An 18,185-nucleotide genomic window follows, 5' to 3' on the forward strand; every position below is an offset into this window, starting at 1 on the left:
TGGGATATTACTTGTTGCATATGGATATCTAGACTAGTTACTCATTCCATTGGTGAGGACTCGTAAACGTCTAGAATAGGTCAGGTTTATTTTCCAATTGAAACGTTATACTCTTGCTGCCTTCTTCCTCTTCACTTCATAGGTGTGCCTCTGACCGCTGCAATGCTGAACGAATCAGCTGTGTTGGTATAACGATTCCATATAGTTCAAAGATCGCTTCGCATACTCATACGGGTTATGAATCGCAGGGTCCTGTTCTCCTTCAAGCATCGCCCAGCCATCGTATCCTCGTGTGATCAGTTCTTGCAGAATTGGTGCAAAATCAATGCATCCATCTCCTGGTACGGTGAACACTCCTCTACGAATACAACCGACAAAATCAGACTGCTCCGCGCGTGCTTCATGCAGTACATGCGGACGAATGTCTTTCAGATGGATATAGGCGATCCGATCATAATGTTTGCGCAGCAGTTCAAGTGGATCGGCTCCGCCATAGTAGGCATGACCTGTATCATAGAGCAGATATACGAGAGAAGGGTCCGTCAACTCCATCAGTCGATCAATCTCATCCGGTTGCTCAACCACTGTGCCTCCATGATGATGGTACGTAAGCTTCAACCCGTGTTCATGGGCGATAGCTCCTGCTTCGTTCAACCCTTCAGCAAGGATATGCCATTCCGATTCGCTGAGTCTAAGCACCTCTTTTTCATGCGGAGTTCGTCTTGGATCAAAATGAAGTGACCCACCTACCTCTGCCGTACTGATCACCTTACTGCCCATGGATTGAAGAAATTCCGCATGTCTGCGATAACTGTCCAGCTCCGACTGACGATATGCCGGGTCGGAGAACAGTACGGATTTCCACTGAGAGACCAGCTTGATATTCCTTTTGCTCAGCTCCTCACGCAATATAGCAGGATCAGTTGGATATTTACGTCCCATCTCTGTACCTGTCAGCCCAAGACGCTGAATGTCATCCAGAATCTGCGCACACGTTGTCGTATCACCATGCTCTTTCACATCTTCACCGACCCAATTGATCGGATGGATCCCAAGCTGGAATGGCAGCTTGCTCATTGCTCCACGTCTCCTTTGTCGTTCAACATTATGGTTCACTTGGAATGTAGACTCTTAGTTTCAATATATAGATAAATACGTCCAACGATTTATACCGTGAGGAGTACAAATAATGCTTTATTTTAGAAAAATGCTCTATTAAATCCGATTAAATAAGTCTTGCTTTGGCTCGGTTGGCTTGCATGGTGTGATGAGCATGAACTACCTTTTCTTCGGCAGATACTTCTGGCACTCCTACATTCCACCACGACTCGTACCCACTTGCGTTGGTTCCAGGCACGACCGGAATCTCAATCAACGTACTCACCGTTTCGTTCTTCGCATCTCGAAGTGCCTGTTCCAGCTGTTCTGCTGTCTCCGCTCTATAGGATTTGGCTCCCATGCTTCGGGCATGTGCAGCAAAGTCTATTGGCATGTAATCCCCCGTTAGTCGTCCACTCTCGGATTCCCGATAACGGAACTCATTGCCGAACCCGTCACTACCATGTTCCCGCTGCAAATTATGAATACACTGGAATCCATTGTTGTTGAATAACAGAACGGTCATCTTCTTCTGTTCCTGCAAGCTGGTCACAAACTCTGAATGCAACATCAGATAACTGCCATCACCGACCATGGCGTACACTTCACGATCTGGCTCGGCAAGTGCTGCTCCGAACGCTCCACTTACCTCGTACCCCATGCAGGAGAATCCATACTCCATGTGATACGTCTTTGGTTCAGCCGCACGCCACAGACGATGAAGGTCTCCTGGCAGACTGCCTGCCGCACACACAATAACGGAAGATGGATCAATGGTCCGATTAACTATGCCAACTGCCGTGGTCTGTGCCAGCCCTGCTTCATGCTGTGCTCCATACAGCCGATCTACTTCTGCATTCCACTCAGTACGGAGATCAGCGATTTCGGATGCGCCATATGCACTGCGGTATTGTCTTTCCTGCAATTCCTTCTGTAAAACCTGCAATCCTTCGCGTGCATCTGCCAGAATGGCTTCTCCGCCTAACTTGGCGGCATCCATACCGTTCAGGTTGATGTTAATGAATGAAGCTTCCGGATGCTGAAAAGCAGAGCGGGACGCCGTCGTAAAATCGGAGAAACGAGTACCGACGCCGATCACCACATCCGCTTCTCTCGCCAGCCTATTGGCTGCCAGAGAGCCGGTAACCCCGATGGCCCCCACATTCAGTGGGTGGTCCCAAGAGACTGCGCTCTTGCCCGCCTGCGTCTCGGCGATCGGAATGCCAAATGCCTCGGCGAACTCCACGAGTTGAACGGACGCCTCAGAGTACAACACACCGCCGCCTGCAACGAGAAGTGGCTTTCTGCCACAGGCAATCTGCTCCGTTGCCCGTTCAATGGCTGCTTGTACCGGGGGGCGACGGTCCAGATAATGCACTTTGCGGGCAAAGAACGATTCCGGGTAATCGTACGCTTCTGCCTGCACGTCCTGCGGCAGTGCGAGTGTTACCGCTCCTGTCTCTGCTGGATCGGTTAGTACACGCATGGCCTGTGTAGCAGCAATCATCAACTGTTCTGGACGAACAATCCGATCCCAGTACTTGCTGACGGCTTTGAATGGATCAGTGGCTGAGATTGTGTAATCACTGCTCACTTCCAACTGCTGAAGTACCGGGTCCGGTTCCCGCGTAGCAAAGTTATCTCCAGGCAGCAATAAAACCGGAATCCGGTTCACCGTTGCGGTAGCTGCCGCTGTAATCATATTTAAAGCACCAGGTCCAATGGATGTTGTACATGCATAGATCTGTCTACGGTTCTTCTGCTTGGCATAGGCTGCTGCCGTATGCACCATACCTTGTTCGTTCTTGCCTTGCATATACCTCAGGCTTCCCGGACTGCGCTCCAGCGCTTCTCCAATGCCTGTTACGTTGCCATGTCCAAAAATACCGATGATTCCCTTCACAAACTTGGTTTCCACCCCGTCAACCGAGATATATTGCTGATCCAGATATCGAAGCAGTGCCTGAGCCATCGTTAATCTAATTGTATTCATGAATTGATCGCCTTCCTTTCCTTTACGGGTTAAGCGCTTAATCTACGTTAAGTTTAAGCGCCTTACCCCTAAAGGTTAAGCGCTTAATTGATATGGTATTACAGGTTAATGATTTACGCAAGCTATTTTTGTAAGCGTTTTTATAAATGTGATACAGAAAAAATATTCAAGTGTTCGAAGATGCACTAAACCTCTTCATTGGAACACTTCAAGAATTACTAAGAACAGGTCTAAAAATGTGGGGAATGTATCAAGAGGTTGGGATACATGCTCATATCATCTGAAATCTCTGTATATATTCATGATCCATATGCTATAAATGCAAAAAAAAAGAGATGGTGAATACCATCTCTTTCTTTTCAATATGTAAGCGGGTGATGGGAATCGAACCCACGCTATTAGCTTGGAAGGCTAAAGTTCTACCATTGAACTACACCCGCAAATAAAAAAATCGGGATGACACGATTTGAACATGCGACCCCCTGGTCCCAAACCAGGTGCTCTACCAAGCTGAGCTACATCCCGTTATCTATACCGGCGAGAGGACTCGAACCTCCACGGTTTCCCACTCGATTTTGAGTCGAGCGCGTCTGCCATTCCGCCACGCCGGCAAAGTATGAAGTTATAATGGCGCGCCCTGAGAGATTCGAACTCCCGGCCTTTTGATTCGTAGTCAAACGCTCTATCCAGCTGAGCTAAGGGCGCAAAATATTGGAGCGGAAGACGGGAATCGAACCCGCGACCCTCGCCTTGGCAAGGCGATGCTCTACCGCTGAGCCACTTCCGCAAATAAAGAATGCGCGTGGAGGGACTTGAACCCCCACGTCAAAGACGCTAGATCCTAAGTCTAGTGCGTCTGCCAATTCCGCCACACGCGCATATAATGGTGAGTCATGAAGGGCTCGAACCTTCGACACCCTGATTAAAAGTCAGGTGCTCTACCAACTGAGCTAATGACTCATAGAAAAACTGGTGGAGGATGATGGATTCGAACCACCGAACCCGTACGGGAGCAGATTTACAGTCTGATGCGTTTGGCCACTTCGCTAATCCTCCAGGATTACATGGTGCCGGCGAGAGGACTTGAACCCCCAACCTACTGATTACAAGTCAGTTGCTCTACCAGTTGAGCTACACCGGCGTATTACAGGTGTTATATATGGTGGCTCGGGACGGAATCGAACCGCCGACACGAGGATTTTCAGTCCTCTGCTCTACCGACTGAGCTACCGAGCCTTATAAAATTAAAATGGCGGAACCGACGGGATACTCTCACTTCGTTCGAGACTGCGAAGCTTATGCTCTCGAAGTGAATGCTCCGACGAACCCAAAAACGGATTCTCATCCCTGAAGCATATATAAAATGGCGGAACCGACGGGATTCGAACCCGCGATCTCCTGCGTGACAGGCAGGCATGTTAGGCCAACTACACCACGGTTCCATAATACTTTCTCAAGGAAAGTGAATTGCGGGGGCAGGATTTGAACCTGCGGCCTTCGGGTTATGAGCCCGACGAGCTACCGGGCTGCTCCACCCCGCGTCATTAAAAAATAATATGGTGGAGGCTGAGGGGATCGAACCCCCGACCCTCTGCTTGTAAGGCAGATGCTCTCCCAGCTGAGCTAAGCCTCCATATTATGACCCGTATGGGATACTCTCACTTCGTTCGAGACTGCGAAGCAGCTGCTCACGAGGTATATCCTCCGACGAACCTTTGGGATTCTCATCCCTTGTTGAAGCAATAGGTATTGCTATGACCCGTAGGGGATTCGAACCCCTGTTACCTCCGTGAAAGGGAGGTGTCTTAACCCCTTGACCAACGGGCCTTAATGGCTCCCCGAACAGGGCTCGAACCTGTGACAACTCGATTAACAGTCGAGTGCTCTACCAACTGAGCTATCAGGGAATGGTGGAGCCAAGCGGGATCGAACCGCTGACCTCCTGCTTGCAAGGCAGGCGCTCTCCCAGCTGAGCTATGGCCCCATACTCTGGTTTGTTTCTTATAGTGGTCTTGCTATGGGCCCTGGTGGACTCGAACCACCGGCCTCACCCTTATCAGAGGTGCGCTCTAACCAACTGAGCTAAGGGCCCTTATCAATTTTCGAAAAAAAATACCCCAGTGGGGTTTCGCTTGGCGGCGTCCTACTCTCCCAGGACCCTGCGGTCCAAGTACCATCGGCGCTAGAGGGCTTAACGGTCGTGTTCGGGATGGGTACGTGTGGAACCCCTCCGCCATCGCCACCAAACGCATAGCTTACATTTCAGAGTTCGTTCTCTGAAAACTAGATTCGAAACGAAACATGCGAATTATCACTTGCTATTGGATAAGCCCTCGACCGATTAGTACTGGTCAGCTCCATGCATTGCTGCACTTCCACCCCCAGCCTATCTACCTCGTCGTCTTCAAGGGGTCTTACATACTGGGAAATCTCATCTTGAGGGGGGCTTCACGCTTAGATGCTTTCAGCGTTTATCCCGTCCGTACATAGCTACCCAGCGGTGCTCCTGGCGGAACAACTGGTACACCAGCGGTACGTCCATCCCGGTCCTCTCGTACTAAGGACAGCTCCTCTCAAATTTCCTACGCCCACGACAGATAGGGACCGAACTGTCTCACGACGTTCTGAACCCAGCTCGCGTACCGCTTTAATGGGCGAACAGCCCAACCCTTGGGACCTACTTCAGCCCCAGGATGCGATGAGCCGACATCGAGGTGCCAAACCTCCCCGTCGATGTGGACTCTTGGGGGAGATAAGCCTGTTATCCCCAGGGTAGCTTTTATCCGTTGAGCGATGGCCCTTCCATGCGGTACCACCGGATCACTAAGCCCGACTTTCGTCCCTGCTCGACTTGTAGGTCTCGCAGTCAAGCTCCCTTATGCCTTTGCACTCTTCGAATGATTTCCAACCATTCTGAGGGAACCTTTGGGCGCCTCCGTTACTCTTTAGGAGGCGACCGCCCCAGTCAAACTGCCCACCTGACACTGTCCCCGCACCGGATTACGGTACCAGGTTAGAACCTAGATACGATCAGGGTGGTATCCCAACGTTGCCTCCACGGAAGCTTGCGCTCCCGCTTCAAAGGCTCCCACCTATCCTGTACAGATCGTACCCAAATTCAATATCAAGCTGCAGTAAAGCTCCATGGGGTCTTTCCGTCTTGTCGCGGGTAACCTGCATCTTCACAGGTATTAAAATTTCACCGGATCTCTCGTTGAGACAGCGCCCAAGTCGTTACGCCATTCGTGCGGGTCAGAATTTACCTGACAAGGAATTTCGCTACCTTAGGACCGTTATAGTTACGGCCGCCGTTTACTGGGGCTTCGGTTCACAGCTTCGGGATTGCTCCCTAACCACTCCCCTTAACCTTCCAGCACCGGGCAGGCGTCAGCCCGTATACTTCGCCTTACGGCTTCGCACAGACCTGTGTTTTTGCTAAACAGTCGCTTGGGCCTTTTCACTGCGGCCCCCTCGTGCTATTCACACTACCGGGGCACCCCTTCTCCCGAAGTTACGGGGTCATTTTGCCGAGTTCCTTAACGAGAGTTCTTCCGCGCGCCTTAGAATACTCTTCTCGCCTACCTGTGTCGGTTTGCGGTACGGGCACCTTCACCTGGCTAGAGGCTTTTCTTGGCAGTGTGAGATCATGACCTTCGCTACTATAATTTTCGCTCCCCATCACAGCTCAGCCTTACGATGTGCGGATTTGCCTACACATCAGCCTTACTGCTTAGACGGACATCCATCAGTCCGCGTCACTACCCTACTGCGTCCCCCCATTGCTCATAACGGCTTACGGTGGTACAGGAATTTCGACCTGTTGTCCTTCGACTACGCCTTTCGGCCTCGCCTTAGGTCCCGACTTACCCTGAGCGGACGAGCCTTCCTCAGGAACCCTTAGGCTTTCGGCGGATCAGATTCTCACTGATCTTTTCGTTACTCATACCGGCATTCTCACTTGTATAATGTCCAGCGCTCCTTACGGTACACCTTCAACCCTTATACAACGCTCCCCTACCCCTGATGCAAGCATCAAGCCATAGCTTCGGTGGTGTGTTTAGCCCCGTTACATTTTCGGCGCAGAGTCACTCGACCAGTGAGCTATTACGCACTCTTTCAATGGTGGCTGCTTCTAAGCCAACATCCTGGTTGTCTGTGCAACTCCACATCCTTTCCCACTTAACACACACTTGGGGACCTTAGCTGATGGTCTGGGCTGTTTCCCTTTTGACAATGGATCTTAGCACTCACTGTCTGACTCCCGGAAGTAAGTCTATGGCATTCGGAGTTTGACTGAGCTTGGTAACCCTTGCGGGCCCCGCACCCAATCAGTGCTCTACCTCCACGACTCTGTTTTCCGAGGCTAGCCCTAAAGCTATTTCGGGGAGAACCAGCTATCTCCGAGTTCGATTGGAATTTCTCCGCTACCCCCACCTCATCCCCGCACTTTTCAACGTGCGTGGGTTCGGGCCTCCAGTGCGTGTTACCGCACCTTCACCCTGGACAGGGGTAGATCACCCGGTTTCGGGTCTACGTCCACGTACTATGTCGCCCTATTCAGACTCGCTTTCGCTGCGGCTCCGGCTCTTCACCTTAACCTTGCACGGGAACGTAACTCGCCGGTTCATTCTACAAAAGGCACGCCATCACCCCTAAAACGGGCTCTGACTTTTTGTAAGCACACGGTTTCAGGTTCTATTTCACTCCCCTTCCGGGGTGCTTTTCACCTTTCCCTCACGGTACTGCTTCACTATCGGTCGCTAGGAAGTATTTAGCCTTGGCAGATGGTCCTGCCGGATTCATACGGGGTTTCACGTGCCCCGCACTACTCGGGATCCGTCTCGGAGGGAACAGACTTTCAATTACAGGGCTTTTACCTTCTTTGGCGGGCCTTTCCAGACCTCTTCGCTTAACCGGTTCCTTTGTAACTCCATGTGAGACGTCCCACAACCCCAAAGAGCAAGCTCTCTGGTTTGGGCTTCTCCGCGTTCGCTCGCCGCTACTGACGGAATCACTATTGTTTTCTCTTCCTCAGGGTACTTAGATGTTTCAGTTCCCCTGGTATGCCTCTACACAACCTATGTATTCAGTTGTGAGTAACTGGAAATTACCCCAGCTGGGTTTCCCCATTCGGACACCCCCGGATCAAAGCTTGCTTACAGCTCCCCGAGGCAGTTTCGTTGTTCGCCACGTCCTTCATCGGCTCCTAGCGCCTAGGCATCCTCCGTGTGCTCTTAGTAGCTTAACCAAATTGCTCCGGTTTCGATCGCTCGCTTCCCTTGTTTTGGACTGTGTCCAAAGCCAAAAGTCGCTCCCACTCGATACCATCGCAACAGCAATTAACTACCGTTTTTATTGAAACTTGTTATACACAAGTTCAGCTAAAAAGGAATGTTCTAATTCGCATTTTACTTTCGTTTCGATATCTAGTTTTCAAAGAACAAGCTCCATGCAAAAGCAAGCTGTTTGAGAGTTTGAGCTCTCAAAACTGAGCAACGAGTGAGTAACTAGCCGACCTGGCTAGATTTTGTATTTGAATGTTTCCACGCGGGAAACGATTCTCCATAGAAAGGAGGTGATCCAGCCGCACCTTCCGATACGGCTACCTTGTTACGACTTCACCCCAATCATCTATCCCACCTTCGGCGGCTGGCTCCTTGCGGTTACCCCACCGACTTCGGGTGTTATAAACTCTCGTGGTGTGACGGGCGGTGTGTACAAGACCCGGGAACGTATTCACCGCGGCATGCTGATCCGCGATTACTAGCAATTCCGACTTCATGCAGGCGAGTTGCAGCCTGCAATCCGAACTGAGACCGGCTTTTTAGGATTCGTTCCACCTCGCGGCTTCACAGCCCGTTGTACCGGCCATTGTAGTACGTGTGTAGCCCAGGTCATAAGGGGCATGATGATTTGACGTCATCCCCACCTTCCTCCGGTTTGTCACCGGCAGTCACCTTAGAGTGCCCACCCGAAATGCTGGCAACTAAGATCAAGGGTTGCGCTCGTTGCGGGACTTAACCCAACATCTCACGACACGAGCTGACGACAACCATGCACCACCTGTCTCCTCTGTCCCGAAGGAAAGATACATCTCTGTACCGGTCAGAGGGATGTCAAGACCTGGTAAGGTTCTTCGCGTTGCTTCGAATTAAACCACATACTCCACTGCTTGTGCGGGTCCCCGTCAATTCCTTTGAGTTTCAGTCTTGCGACCGTACTCCCCAGGCGGAGTGCTTAATGTGTTAACTTCGGCACCAAGGGTATCGAAACCCCTAACACCTAGCACTCATCGTTTACGGCGTGGACTACCAGGGTATCTAATCCTGTTTGCTCCCCACGCTTTCGCGCCTCAGCGTCAGTTACAGCCCAGAGAGTCGCCTTCGCCACTGGTGTTCCTCCACATATCTACGCATTTCACCGCTACACGTGGAATTCCACTCTCCTCTTCTGCACTCAAGTCACCCAGTTTCCAGTGCGATCCGGGGTTGAGCCCCGGGATTAAACACCAGACTTAAATGACCGCCTGCGCGCGCTTTACGCCCAATAATTCCGGACAACGCTTGCCCCCTACGTATTACCGCGGCTGCTGGCACGTAGTTAGCCGGGGCTTTCTTCTCAGGTACCGTCACCTTGAGAGCAGTTACTCTCCCAAGCGTTCTTCCCTGGCAACAGAGCTTTACGATCCGAAAACCTTCATCACTCACGCGGCATTGCTCCGTCAGGCTTTCGCCCATTGCGGAAGATTCCCTACTGCTGCCTCCCGTAGGAGTCTGGGCCGTGTCTCAGTCCCAGTGTGGCCGATCACCCTCTCAGGTCGGCTACGCATCGTCGCCTTGGTGAGCCGTTACCCCACCAACTAGCTAATGCGCCGCAGGCCCATCCCCAAGTGACAGATTGCTCCGTCTTTCCAGTTTCCTTCAGGCGAAGAAAACAACTATTCGGTATTAGCTACCGTTTCCGGTAGTTGTCCCAAACTTGAGGGCAGGTTGCCTACGTGTTACTCACCCGTCCGCCGCTAAGTCTCAAAGAAGCAAGCTTCTTATCAACTCCGCTCGACTTGCATGTATTAGGCATGCCGCCAGCGTTCGTCCTGAGCCAGGATCAAACTCTCCAATAAAGTATTGAAAAGAGCGATAAGCTCATTTGAATCTGACGAGATTAAAATCTCATTTGTGCTCCAGCCGATTCAAGCCAAGGCTTGTTTCAAACTTTCGCGTTCATTCTGCAAGCAGAATGTTTACTCACTCGTTGTTCAGTTTTCAAAGATCAAACTTATTTTGTTACCGAGTGTTGTTCTCCTCAGCAACTTTTATATCATAACACTTCCGAACCAACTTAGCAAGCTCTTTTTTTAAGTTTCTTTCGAAGCTCATTTGCTTTGCTTGCAACACTTTGTTTCTCGTGTTTTTTTTGGCCGGAAATAGAATATACCATATAGACAATACAATTACTACTTGTAAAATATCCCATTTATAAAGTAATTATATATATGATTCAATCTCATCTCAAATTCCTTTTCTCGTCGGCTATATCCTCTTACTATATCCTATATACACTTACCGGTCTAATCTTTCACAATATAGGTTATGGACAGACTTCATCAGCATCATTACATTCGTTCTATCTAATATGAAACACAATACCCTATTCAATAAACATAGTTATCTCTTAAGAGGTTACCCAATCTAATAATCGAACTACATAGAACTGTGAGCATGATAAGTTTGTCTTCTTCACTTTTTTTACTATTAGTCTTTGAACCTGCCCATCACTATCGTGTCGTGATACTTTCCATCCACATGTCGCCGATCCTTTTTCAGAATACCTTCGATCTCGAAGCCACTCTTTTGGTATAACTCAATTGCCTTTTCGTTGGATGCCACTACGTTTAACGTCATCTTCTCTACCCCAGTCTGGTCCGCCCATTCAATCGACTGCACTAAGAAGTTCTTGCCAATCCCATGTCCCCAGTACGCTTTGGCCACACACACGCCGAACTCAACCTTATGCCAAAAGCGCTTCAACTCTCTGCCTTCACATCGGGAATACCCCACAATCTCGCCCGCTACTACAGCAACAAGGAACAGATTCCGTGACTTATCAGTATCCGAATGGATGATCTGCCTAAACCCGGCTGCGTCGATATACGCTTCGCCCTCTTCCCGATCCATGTTCTCGGTTTCCCCGTCCATTTGTACACGAAGTGAAGACAGGGCCTCAGCATCTTTTTCCTCTGCCGATCTAATGGAGTAAGATAAGCCTTTAATGTTATATTCCTGTTGATCGATAATCATAAGAACCATTCCGCCTCTTCACTTTGTTAAAATACTTTACCCTTATCGCTTACCCCACCTCAGACGGACTCTTGCCCGTAAGCATTTTGAATACCTGGCTGAAATACGTCGCATTACGGAACCCCGTCATCTCGCTCACCTCATATACCATGTAATGTCCCGACTGCAACAGTTCCAGCGCTCTCTGAATTCGGTACCCGTTCAAATAACTCACGAAATTCTCACCTGTCACCCTTTTGAACAGTTGACTCAGATACTTCGGGTGTACGAATAGTCCCTTGGCTATCGCTTCAAAACTAATCTCTTCAGCGTAATGCAGCTCCACATACTGTTTCACCTGCTCGATGAGTTTATTGCTTTTTTTCTCGCCCATCTCCTTGCGTATCTGTTCCAGCCAGTTGCAGATAATACGGTCCATCCAGCTTACCAGATCATGCAACGCATACTTCGATTGAATTTCACGCAAAAAATCACTCATCGCCAGCGGTGGCGTTAACATGGGATGAAGTCGGTTCCAGCTATGAATCAACGTGTCAAACAGACTGACGGCCACCACCTGTACATCCTGTATCCCAACACATTTACCCTCTTTCAGCAAAAGGTGAATGTCCTGCCATAGCTCTTCCGCCAAATCAGGTCGAATATTCGCCCAAGCCTCATTCCATTGACGAAGCAATAATGAATAATCAGTCACACTTGCTTCTGTATCCTCAGATGCCTCGTAGTGGTAGATACGACTTCCACCCTGAAACTCTGCTGTTTCCACTGCCTCTCTGCTCTCGAGATAAGAATCTATCGCCTCACATGGGTGACTTTTGGATCTTCCGATTCCAGCACTTACTTCAATTTTCAGATACGTAAAGATCTGATCAATCATCCGCTCTATGAGTGGCAGGCATTCCTCGAGATAATCCTTATCTCCTAATAGAAGCAACACAAATACCTGGTCCGAATAATCAACAATCTCTACCTGACCATTCATGCGCGCTGCTTGCTCTTTCACCGTCTCCTGAATAATATCAGCCGCCCCATAACGGAGAAGCTGCCAATCCCGTTCTTTCATGCGTGTCAAAAATACGGGGCGATTCAGCTGCAGACTAATCGCGCGTGTCTGTGAGGACATATGAATGCCTATATAGTCCATGCGTTCTTTAGGCAGTTCATCTGCCCGATATCGCGTAGTCAGCAGTTCGTGAAGAAACTGTTTGCGCAAATACGGAAGTACCCGTCCAACCTCCTGCTTATAAGTCCGCTCCAGCCGCTCATGCCGCTCTCGCACATCTTGTTCCAGTAGTACCTCTCGCAGCACAGACTCAATCTCCTCAACCTCAGCCGGCTTCAGCAAAAAGTGATTCACCCCCCAGCGCATGGCTGCCCTGGCGTTCTCGAATTCGTCATATCCACTAAGAATGATAATCGGCAGGTAGGGATGATCACGTCGCAACGTCTGGGTAATCTCAAGCCCCGTCATGCCCGGTAGATAGACGTCAGTCATAACAACATCGGGATTCATACGGTGGAACAGTTCCAGCGCATCCAAGCCATTGGAAGCCGTACCTGCAATGCTGAGGCCCAGTGAAGACCAATCGATATGATCGGTTAATGCCTTTACAATATGAGGATCGTCATCAACAAGCATAATGGTCTTCATTATTTTTCACCGTCCAGCCATAGATTTAATTGCTCGTCGGTCTCAATACGCGGCAGCGTAATGGTCACTTCCACGCCACCTGAATCTCTATTGCTCAGTTGAACGCCATACCTCTTTCCACAGTACAACTGAATCCGTTGATGCACATTCCGTACACCGATGCCACATGTCTCTTCAAGTTCCCATCCCTCCGGCAAACCTTGTCCATTATCCGTAATACGAATGACGATATCCTCATGCGGGCCAACCTCTTCGTGCATATCCACTTGAATTCGAAGTGTAGCCTCTTCAGGGTGCCCGTGCATAACAGCGTTTTCGATAAAGGGCTGCAAGATAATCTTGGGAATGTAACAACCACGAATACGTGGATCGATCTGCTCCTGATAATGAATGGAGAACGGTAACCGCTCTGACTGTATGTTAACGTAGCAACGGGCATGCTCCAACTCATCTCGAACCCGAATGAACAATCTCCCTCCACTCAGTCCAATCCGTAACAGCTTGCTAAGCTGCACAATCATGCGACTGATATCCTTGGCTTCATAATCGAGTGCGCGCCAATGGATCATGTCGAGGGTGTTGTATAAAAAATGGGGTTTGATCTGGGCCTCAAGCAAGCCCGTTTGGGCTTCACGCTTGGCCCGGCTCTCCTCCTTCACCTGTTCCATCAGCGTTGTGAGTTGTGAAGCCATATGATTAAAGCCATAAGCCAAGTGGGCGTATTCCTCCGTAAACGAAAGGTGCACCCGGGTATCGAAGTCCCCTTTCTCCAGTTGTCTCATTCGCTTGATCAATTGTCGCAGAGGGCGGATGATCTGCCTCACGAACAGGTACGCAAGCACAGCAGAACATAACAGTCCCAGTATGGCGATGCCGAGAATCTGCCAGCCCGCATGTCTGACCGGAGATAGCAGTGTGTACACCGGAATAGTCTGTACGAGGCGCCACTGGAGCATGGCTGGTCTGGAGTAGAGCACCAGTTGCGCACCTCCCGATTGGCCGGAAACGACTTCATATCCGTCTGCGCCAGGCTGGACATGTTCCTGAATCCATGCACTATCTATAATAGAAGAAGATGCGTTTACGGCATCATCCATTTCTGGAGTTGTACTCACTTCATTACTCCTATTCGATCGTTCCTGTTCGTCCAATGCATCATCACCTTTAGCATGATCGGATTGTACATTCTCCCGTGCTGGATCAGCTATCCCCATCTCCATTACGACATTACCAGCCGTATCTACCAACAGGACTTTTCCATCAAGCACCATGGGTACATCGGCAAACCTGCGTACAATGTCCGCTCTACTCAGTCGAATGAGCACATAAGCAACCGTTCCGCCATGACTGTCGAAAATCCGTTGGGCGTATCCGACCAGGGATTGACCCGACTCGTTCTCACGCAGCGGCACCCAGGCCGCATCAGCCTTTTCCAGCGTAGCAAACCAAGAGTCGTGTGCGATGGTATCCACCGGAAATATGCGATCAGCCATCGTCACTGTCACCTCATTAAAGACATCCGTATACAGTTCGATGGAGGTGATGCCTTCACTCACGACCATGGTATGATCCAGGATTCGAGAGACCTCTCTCCGTTGGTGAATCTGTGCAAGCCTACCCGTATCGGTCGTTTCGAGCAGATGGGACAGTTCCCGATTGCTTGCCAAACCATAGGCGGTTCCTGTTACCCCTGTAATGAAATCAAATCCCCGACGTGTGCTCTCGTTCAGAAGAGCCAGACGTGCTTTGCTAATCTCGGCAAAAGTGACCGCGGAGAAAGACTGGTATGCCAACCAGACGACAACCGAGACGAGCAACAGGTTAAACGCAATAAAGCAAGTCACCATCAATGTGGAGAGCTTGCTTTGTTGCAGCTTTTGATTAATGAATGAAGACCATCTGCCTTTCCCCATGGAAAAATCAACTCGTTTCGTCTTGGAATTACCCTTTGAGCCCAGAGGTCGCGATTCCTTCCACGAAGTACTTTTGACACACGATAAATACAATGAAACATGGCACCAACGATAATACCGACATGGCAAACATCGGACCCCAATCGGATTGAGAACTGGAATCAAGGAACAGACGCAGACCCAGCGGTACCGTGTATTTACTCACGTCACTTAAGTAGATCAACTGACTGAAGAAATCGTCCCATGTCCACAAAAACGTAAAGATCATCGTGGTAACCAGTGCTGGGAAAGCCAGTGGAATAATGATTTTGGTGTAAATTTTCACAGGACCGCATCCATCAATAGTTGCCGCCTCATCCAGCTCTTTGGGCAATCCCCGGAAGAACTGTACCATGAGGAAAATGAAAAAGGCGTCGGTCGCGAGCCATTTGGGCACCACAAGCGGCAGATACGTATTCACCCACTCCAGGTGGTTGAAGAGAATATACTGCGGGATCAGCGTCACATGATGGGGCAGCATGATCGTCATGAGCATCAGACCGAAGCAGATGGCTTTGAAACGAAAATTCAATCGGGCGAACGCATACGCCGCCATAGAGCAGGAGATGACATTGCCCAGCACGGCGCCAAGCGATAGGATGACAGAGTTGGTCAGGAACCGGGAGAACGGATTGCCCTGAATTCCAGACCAGCCATTCATATAATTTTGCCAATTCCATTCCTGTGGCCAGAACCAGGTCTCTGTAAAGATCATATGTCCCGGTTTGAATGAGCTGCCAAACATCCAGAGGATCGGGTAAAGCATGACAAAGGCGATGCCTGAGATCAACACATGTTTGCTGACGACCCATGCTTTAGAGTTTCGTTGTCCAATCATGATTTCCCACCATCCTCATAGTGCACCCACAGCTTGCTGCTGCGGAATACGAGCAATGTAAATACGCCAATCAGGATGACCAGCACCCAGGCCATCGCGGAAGCATAGCCCATCTGAAAGAAAGAGAATCCTTTTTTGTACAGATACAGAGAGTACATTAAGGTTGAGTTCACTGGTCCTCCGCTACCATTACTGATAACAAAAGCCTGTGTGAATGATTGAAAGGACGTAATCAGCTGCATCACGAGATTGAAAAAAATGACGGGTGACAGAATCGGCAACGTGATATAGAAGAATCTCCGCAGAGGACCTGCCCCATCTACCGCTGAGGCTTCATCATATTCAGGTGGAATCTGCTTCAAGCCTGCCAGGAAAATAATCATGGATGATCCAAACTGCCATACCGATAACAGCACGATGGAGTACAGGGCATACTTCGGATTAGCAACCCAATCGGGAGCCTTAATGCCCACCATGGCAAGCACGCTATTAAGCAGCCCGTCACCGCCCAGCATTTTACGCCACAGCATTGCAATCGCAACGCTGCCTCCAAGCAATGTCGGAATGTAATACACGGTCCGGTAAATACCAAGTCCTCGAATCCCTTTATTGAGCAGCATGGCTACCAGCAGGGCAAAGATCAGCTTGACCGGTACCGATACAGCGACATACGTGAAGGTGACTTTGAGCGACTGGGTAAACAGTTTATCCGATGTAAACATCGTGGTGTAGTTATCCAGACCGACCCAAGAAGGGGCGGCCAGGATACTGTAATCGGTGAATGAGATGTATAACGATACCAACATTGGACCCAAGGTGAGAAATAACAATCCCACAAGCCATGGGGCGAGGAACAGAAGCGCGGCTCCATTATGCGCATATCTCCGTTTGACCCGCCGGGCAGCTACACGCTCGATTCGGGCTTGACTGACCTGTGATGTGTTCATCTTCGCAACCTCCCCGCAGTATTAGAAGTCTGAGACAGTTCCAATCGTTATTGACTTGATCCAAGTGTAGCCTTGGCTCCTTCAATAAACTGGGCAATGACATCTGGAGTATCGCCTTGACCGAAGGCAATCTGCTCACTTGCGCTCTTGAAACTTGTATCCACTTCAGCAAATCCTTGCGGGTATGGTGGATCGATCTCACTGGAATGCTTCGATACGGTATCGATAAATTGGAAAATGACTTGCTCCGCTTCCGGCAACGTTGGCTGCATCTGCTCACGAATGCTTGAGTTAACCGGCACACCACGTTCAGAACCAAGAATAGCGGTTGCTTCTGGATCATTGACCATGAAATCAATGAACATGGCAACTTCCTTCGGATGTTTGGTTTTGCCATAACCAGAGAGGAACTGGCCTGGTTTCAGGTATTCGCCAATTTGCTGCTCGTTGACACCATGCGGGAGTACCTGTATGCCGAGCTTATGATCCTGGTTTTTGTTCACCTGCTGGAATGTCAGCAATTGATTGGACCATGCAAAATCCATGGCAGCTGTACCCAGTGAGATTGGGCGTGTCTCCAGTGCATTGGTTGTGGATGCCGTGATCTCCGCTGTGGTCACTCCACCATTCTCGCGCAGTGCACCCCACATATCGAACCACTGTTGGAGCTCCTCGCTGGTAGCGGTCATTGTGCCACCGTCGAACAAACCTTTTCCGGATTGTCGGATAAATACTTCAAACATGTTGGTTGTACCGGAAATGTCTGCAGATCCATAGAACCCATCACCTTTGGCTGCGGCAATCTTGGTCGCAATATCCCCAAAATCCTTCCATGTCCAGCTCTCTTGCGGTTCTTCAATCCCTAATTCCTGAAATACGGTGGCGTCATAGATGACACCTGGTGCGTTTACTCCGAGGGTAATTGCATATAATTTATCGTCAATGGATCCGGCTGTAATCATGCTCTGATCATGATCCTCTGTTCGCAGCTCTTTGCTCTCTGCAAATGGGGTCAGATCAAGCAAGGCACCACGCCGGGCAAAGTCAGTCAGAAATGCGTAATCCATCTGGATGATATCCGGTGCATTTGAACCGGCTACCTGTGTCGTTAATTTGTCAAAATAACCATCCCAACCGGAGTATTCAGGTTTAATGGTGATTCCCGGATGTTTCTCTTCAAATAGTTGAATGACTTTGGTCGTCAGATCATGTCTGGTCTGTGATCCCCACCAGGTCATGCGCAGTTCAATCTTGCCCGAAGAGTCTCCTTCACTTTCACTTGCTTCGCCAGAAGCAGCTGGCTTATCCGTGGCCCCTCCCGAACAGGCTGTAGCGAACAATAACAGGGACAGGCAGAACAGGGTTACCCACTTTTTGGTGATCATCATGAATGAATTTCCTCCCCTTTT

8 protein-coding genes, 17 tRNA genes and 3 rRNA genes are annotated in these 18,185 nt (G+C 49.7%); all 28 read right to left on the reverse strand.

What is annotated here, in order from left to right; translation table 11 throughout:
- Window positions 1-174 precede the first annotated feature (174 nt).
- Window positions 175-1,077, reverse strand: coding sequence for a myo-inosose-2 dehydratase (gene iolE, locus MKY73_RS28165; RefSeq protein ID WP_339304726.1), 903 nt, complete (start codon window positions 1,075-1,077; stop codon window positions 175-177).
- A 148-nt stretch (window positions 1,078-1,225) separates the two neighbouring features.
- Window positions 1,226-3,091 (reverse strand): 3D-(3,5/4)-trihydroxycyclohexane-1,2-dione acylhydrolase (decyclizing), encoded by a 1,866-nt coding sequence (gene iolD, locus MKY73_RS28170; RefSeq protein WP_339304728.1) that lies wholly within the window; start codon window positions 3,089-3,091, stop codon window positions 1,226-1,228.
- Between the two features lie 369 nt (window positions 3,092-3,460).
- Window positions 3,461-3,531 (reverse strand) — tRNA-Gly (locus MKY73_RS28175).
- A gap of 11 nt (window positions 3,532-3,542) precedes the next feature.
- Window positions 3,543-3,616: transfer RNA gene (locus MKY73_RS28180), tRNA-Pro, on the reverse strand.
- A gap of 7 nt (window positions 3,617-3,623) precedes the next feature.
- A tRNA-Leu gene (locus tag MKY73_RS28185) sits at window positions 3,624-3,702 on the reverse strand.
- 17 nt (window positions 3,703-3,719) lie between these two features.
- Window positions 3,720-3,796: transfer RNA gene (locus MKY73_RS28190), tRNA-Arg, on the reverse strand.
- A 7-nt stretch (window positions 3,797-3,803) separates the two neighbouring features.
- Window positions 3,804-3,878, reverse strand: a tRNA-Gly gene (locus MKY73_RS28195).
- Between the two features lie 10 nt (window positions 3,879-3,888).
- A tRNA-Leu gene (locus MKY73_RS28200) sits at window positions 3,889-3,969 on the reverse strand.
- Window positions 3,970-3,975: 6 nt separating this feature from the next.
- Window positions 3,976-4,051, reverse strand: a tRNA-Lys gene (locus MKY73_RS28205).
- A 10-nt stretch (window positions 4,052-4,061) separates the two neighbouring features.
- A tRNA-Tyr gene (locus MKY73_RS28210) sits at window positions 4,062-4,147 on the reverse strand.
- A 9-nt stretch (window positions 4,148-4,156) separates the two neighbouring features.
- Window positions 4,157-4,232: transfer RNA gene (locus tag MKY73_RS28215), tRNA-Thr, on the reverse strand.
- A 19-nt stretch (window positions 4,233-4,251) separates the two neighbouring features.
- A tRNA-Phe gene (locus MKY73_RS28220) sits at window positions 4,252-4,327 on the reverse strand.
- A 128-nt stretch (window positions 4,328-4,455) separates the two neighbouring features.
- Window positions 4,456-4,533: transfer RNA gene (locus MKY73_RS28225), tRNA-Asp, on the reverse strand.
- 25 nt (window positions 4,534-4,558) lie between these two features.
- A tRNA-Met gene (locus tag MKY73_RS28230) sits at window positions 4,559-4,632 on the reverse strand.
- Between the two features lie 16 nt (window positions 4,633-4,648).
- A tRNA-Val gene (locus tag MKY73_RS28235) sits at window positions 4,649-4,724 on the reverse strand.
- Between the two features lie 122 nt (window positions 4,725-4,846).
- A tRNA-Glu gene (locus MKY73_RS28240) sits at window positions 4,847-4,918 on the reverse strand.
- 4 nt (window positions 4,919-4,922) lie between these two features.
- Window positions 4,923-4,998: transfer RNA gene (locus MKY73_RS28245), tRNA-Asn, on the reverse strand.
- A gap of 1 nt (window position 4,999) precedes the next feature.
- Window positions 5,000-5,075, reverse strand: a tRNA-Ala gene (locus MKY73_RS28250).
- Window positions 5,076-5,109: 34 nt separating this feature from the next.
- A tRNA-Ile gene (locus MKY73_RS28255) sits at window positions 5,110-5,183 on the reverse strand.
- 38 nt (window positions 5,184-5,221) lie between these two features.
- Window positions 5,222-5,338 (reverse strand): 5S ribosomal RNA (gene rrf / locus MKY73_RS28260).
- A 74-nt stretch (window positions 5,339-5,412) separates the two neighbouring features.
- Window positions 5,413-8,339 (reverse strand): 23S ribosomal RNA (locus MKY73_RS28265).
- A gap of 320 nt (window positions 8,340-8,659) precedes the next feature.
- Window positions 8,660-10,211, reverse strand: a 16S ribosomal RNA gene (locus MKY73_RS28270).
- Together the 16S, 23S and 5S rRNA genes with 17 tRNA genes alongside form the textbook arrangement of a ribosomal RNA operon.
- Window positions 10,212-10,842: 631 nt before the next feature.
- Window positions 10,843-11,388, reverse strand: a complete 546-nt coding sequence (locus MKY73_RS28275) for a GNAT family N-acetyltransferase (RefSeq protein WP_339304730.1) — start codon at window positions 11,386-11,388, stop codon at window positions 10,843-10,845.
- Window positions 11,389-11,437: 49 nt separating this feature from the next.
- On the reverse strand, window positions 11,438-13,039 hold the full coding sequence (locus MKY73_RS28280; RefSeq protein WP_339304732.1) for a response regulator: 1,602 nt from the start codon (window positions 13,037-13,039) through the stop codon (window positions 11,438-11,440).
- Window positions 13,039-14,952 carry a histidine kinase gene (locus MKY73_RS28285; protein WP_339304733.1) on the reverse strand — a complete coding sequence of 638 codons (1,914 nt, stop codon included), beginning with the start codon at window positions 14,950-14,952 and terminating at the stop codon, window positions 13,039-13,041. The genes MKY73_RS28280 and MKY73_RS28285 overlap by 1 nt, the downstream gene beginning before the upstream one ends.
- Window positions 14,953-14,980: 28 nt before the next feature.
- Window positions 14,981-15,829, reverse strand: coding sequence for a carbohydrate ABC transporter permease (locus tag MKY73_RS28290; protein ID WP_339304735.1), 849 nt, complete (start codon window positions 15,827-15,829; stop codon window positions 14,981-14,983).
- Window positions 15,826-16,776 carry a sugar ABC transporter permease gene (locus MKY73_RS28295; RefSeq protein WP_339239119.1) on the reverse strand — a complete coding sequence of 317 codons (951 nt, stop codon included), beginning with the start codon at window positions 16,774-16,776 and terminating at the stop codon, window positions 15,826-15,828. The genes MKY73_RS28290 and MKY73_RS28295 overlap by 4 nt, the downstream gene beginning before the upstream one ends.
- A 47-nt stretch (window positions 16,777-16,823) precedes the next feature.
- Window positions 16,824-18,164 carry an ABC transporter substrate-binding protein gene (locus tag MKY73_RS28300; RefSeq protein WP_339304736.1) on the reverse strand — a complete coding sequence of 447 codons (1,341 nt, stop codon included), beginning with the start codon at window positions 18,162-18,164 and terminating at the stop codon, window positions 16,824-16,826.
- Window positions 18,165-18,185 lie beyond the last annotated feature (21 nt).

Origin of the sequence: Paenibacillus sp. FSL R5-0519 (genome assembly GCF_037974275.1) — a bacterium.
Taxonomy (GTDB): Bacteria; Bacillota; Bacilli; order Paenibacillales; family Paenibacillaceae; genus Paenibacillus.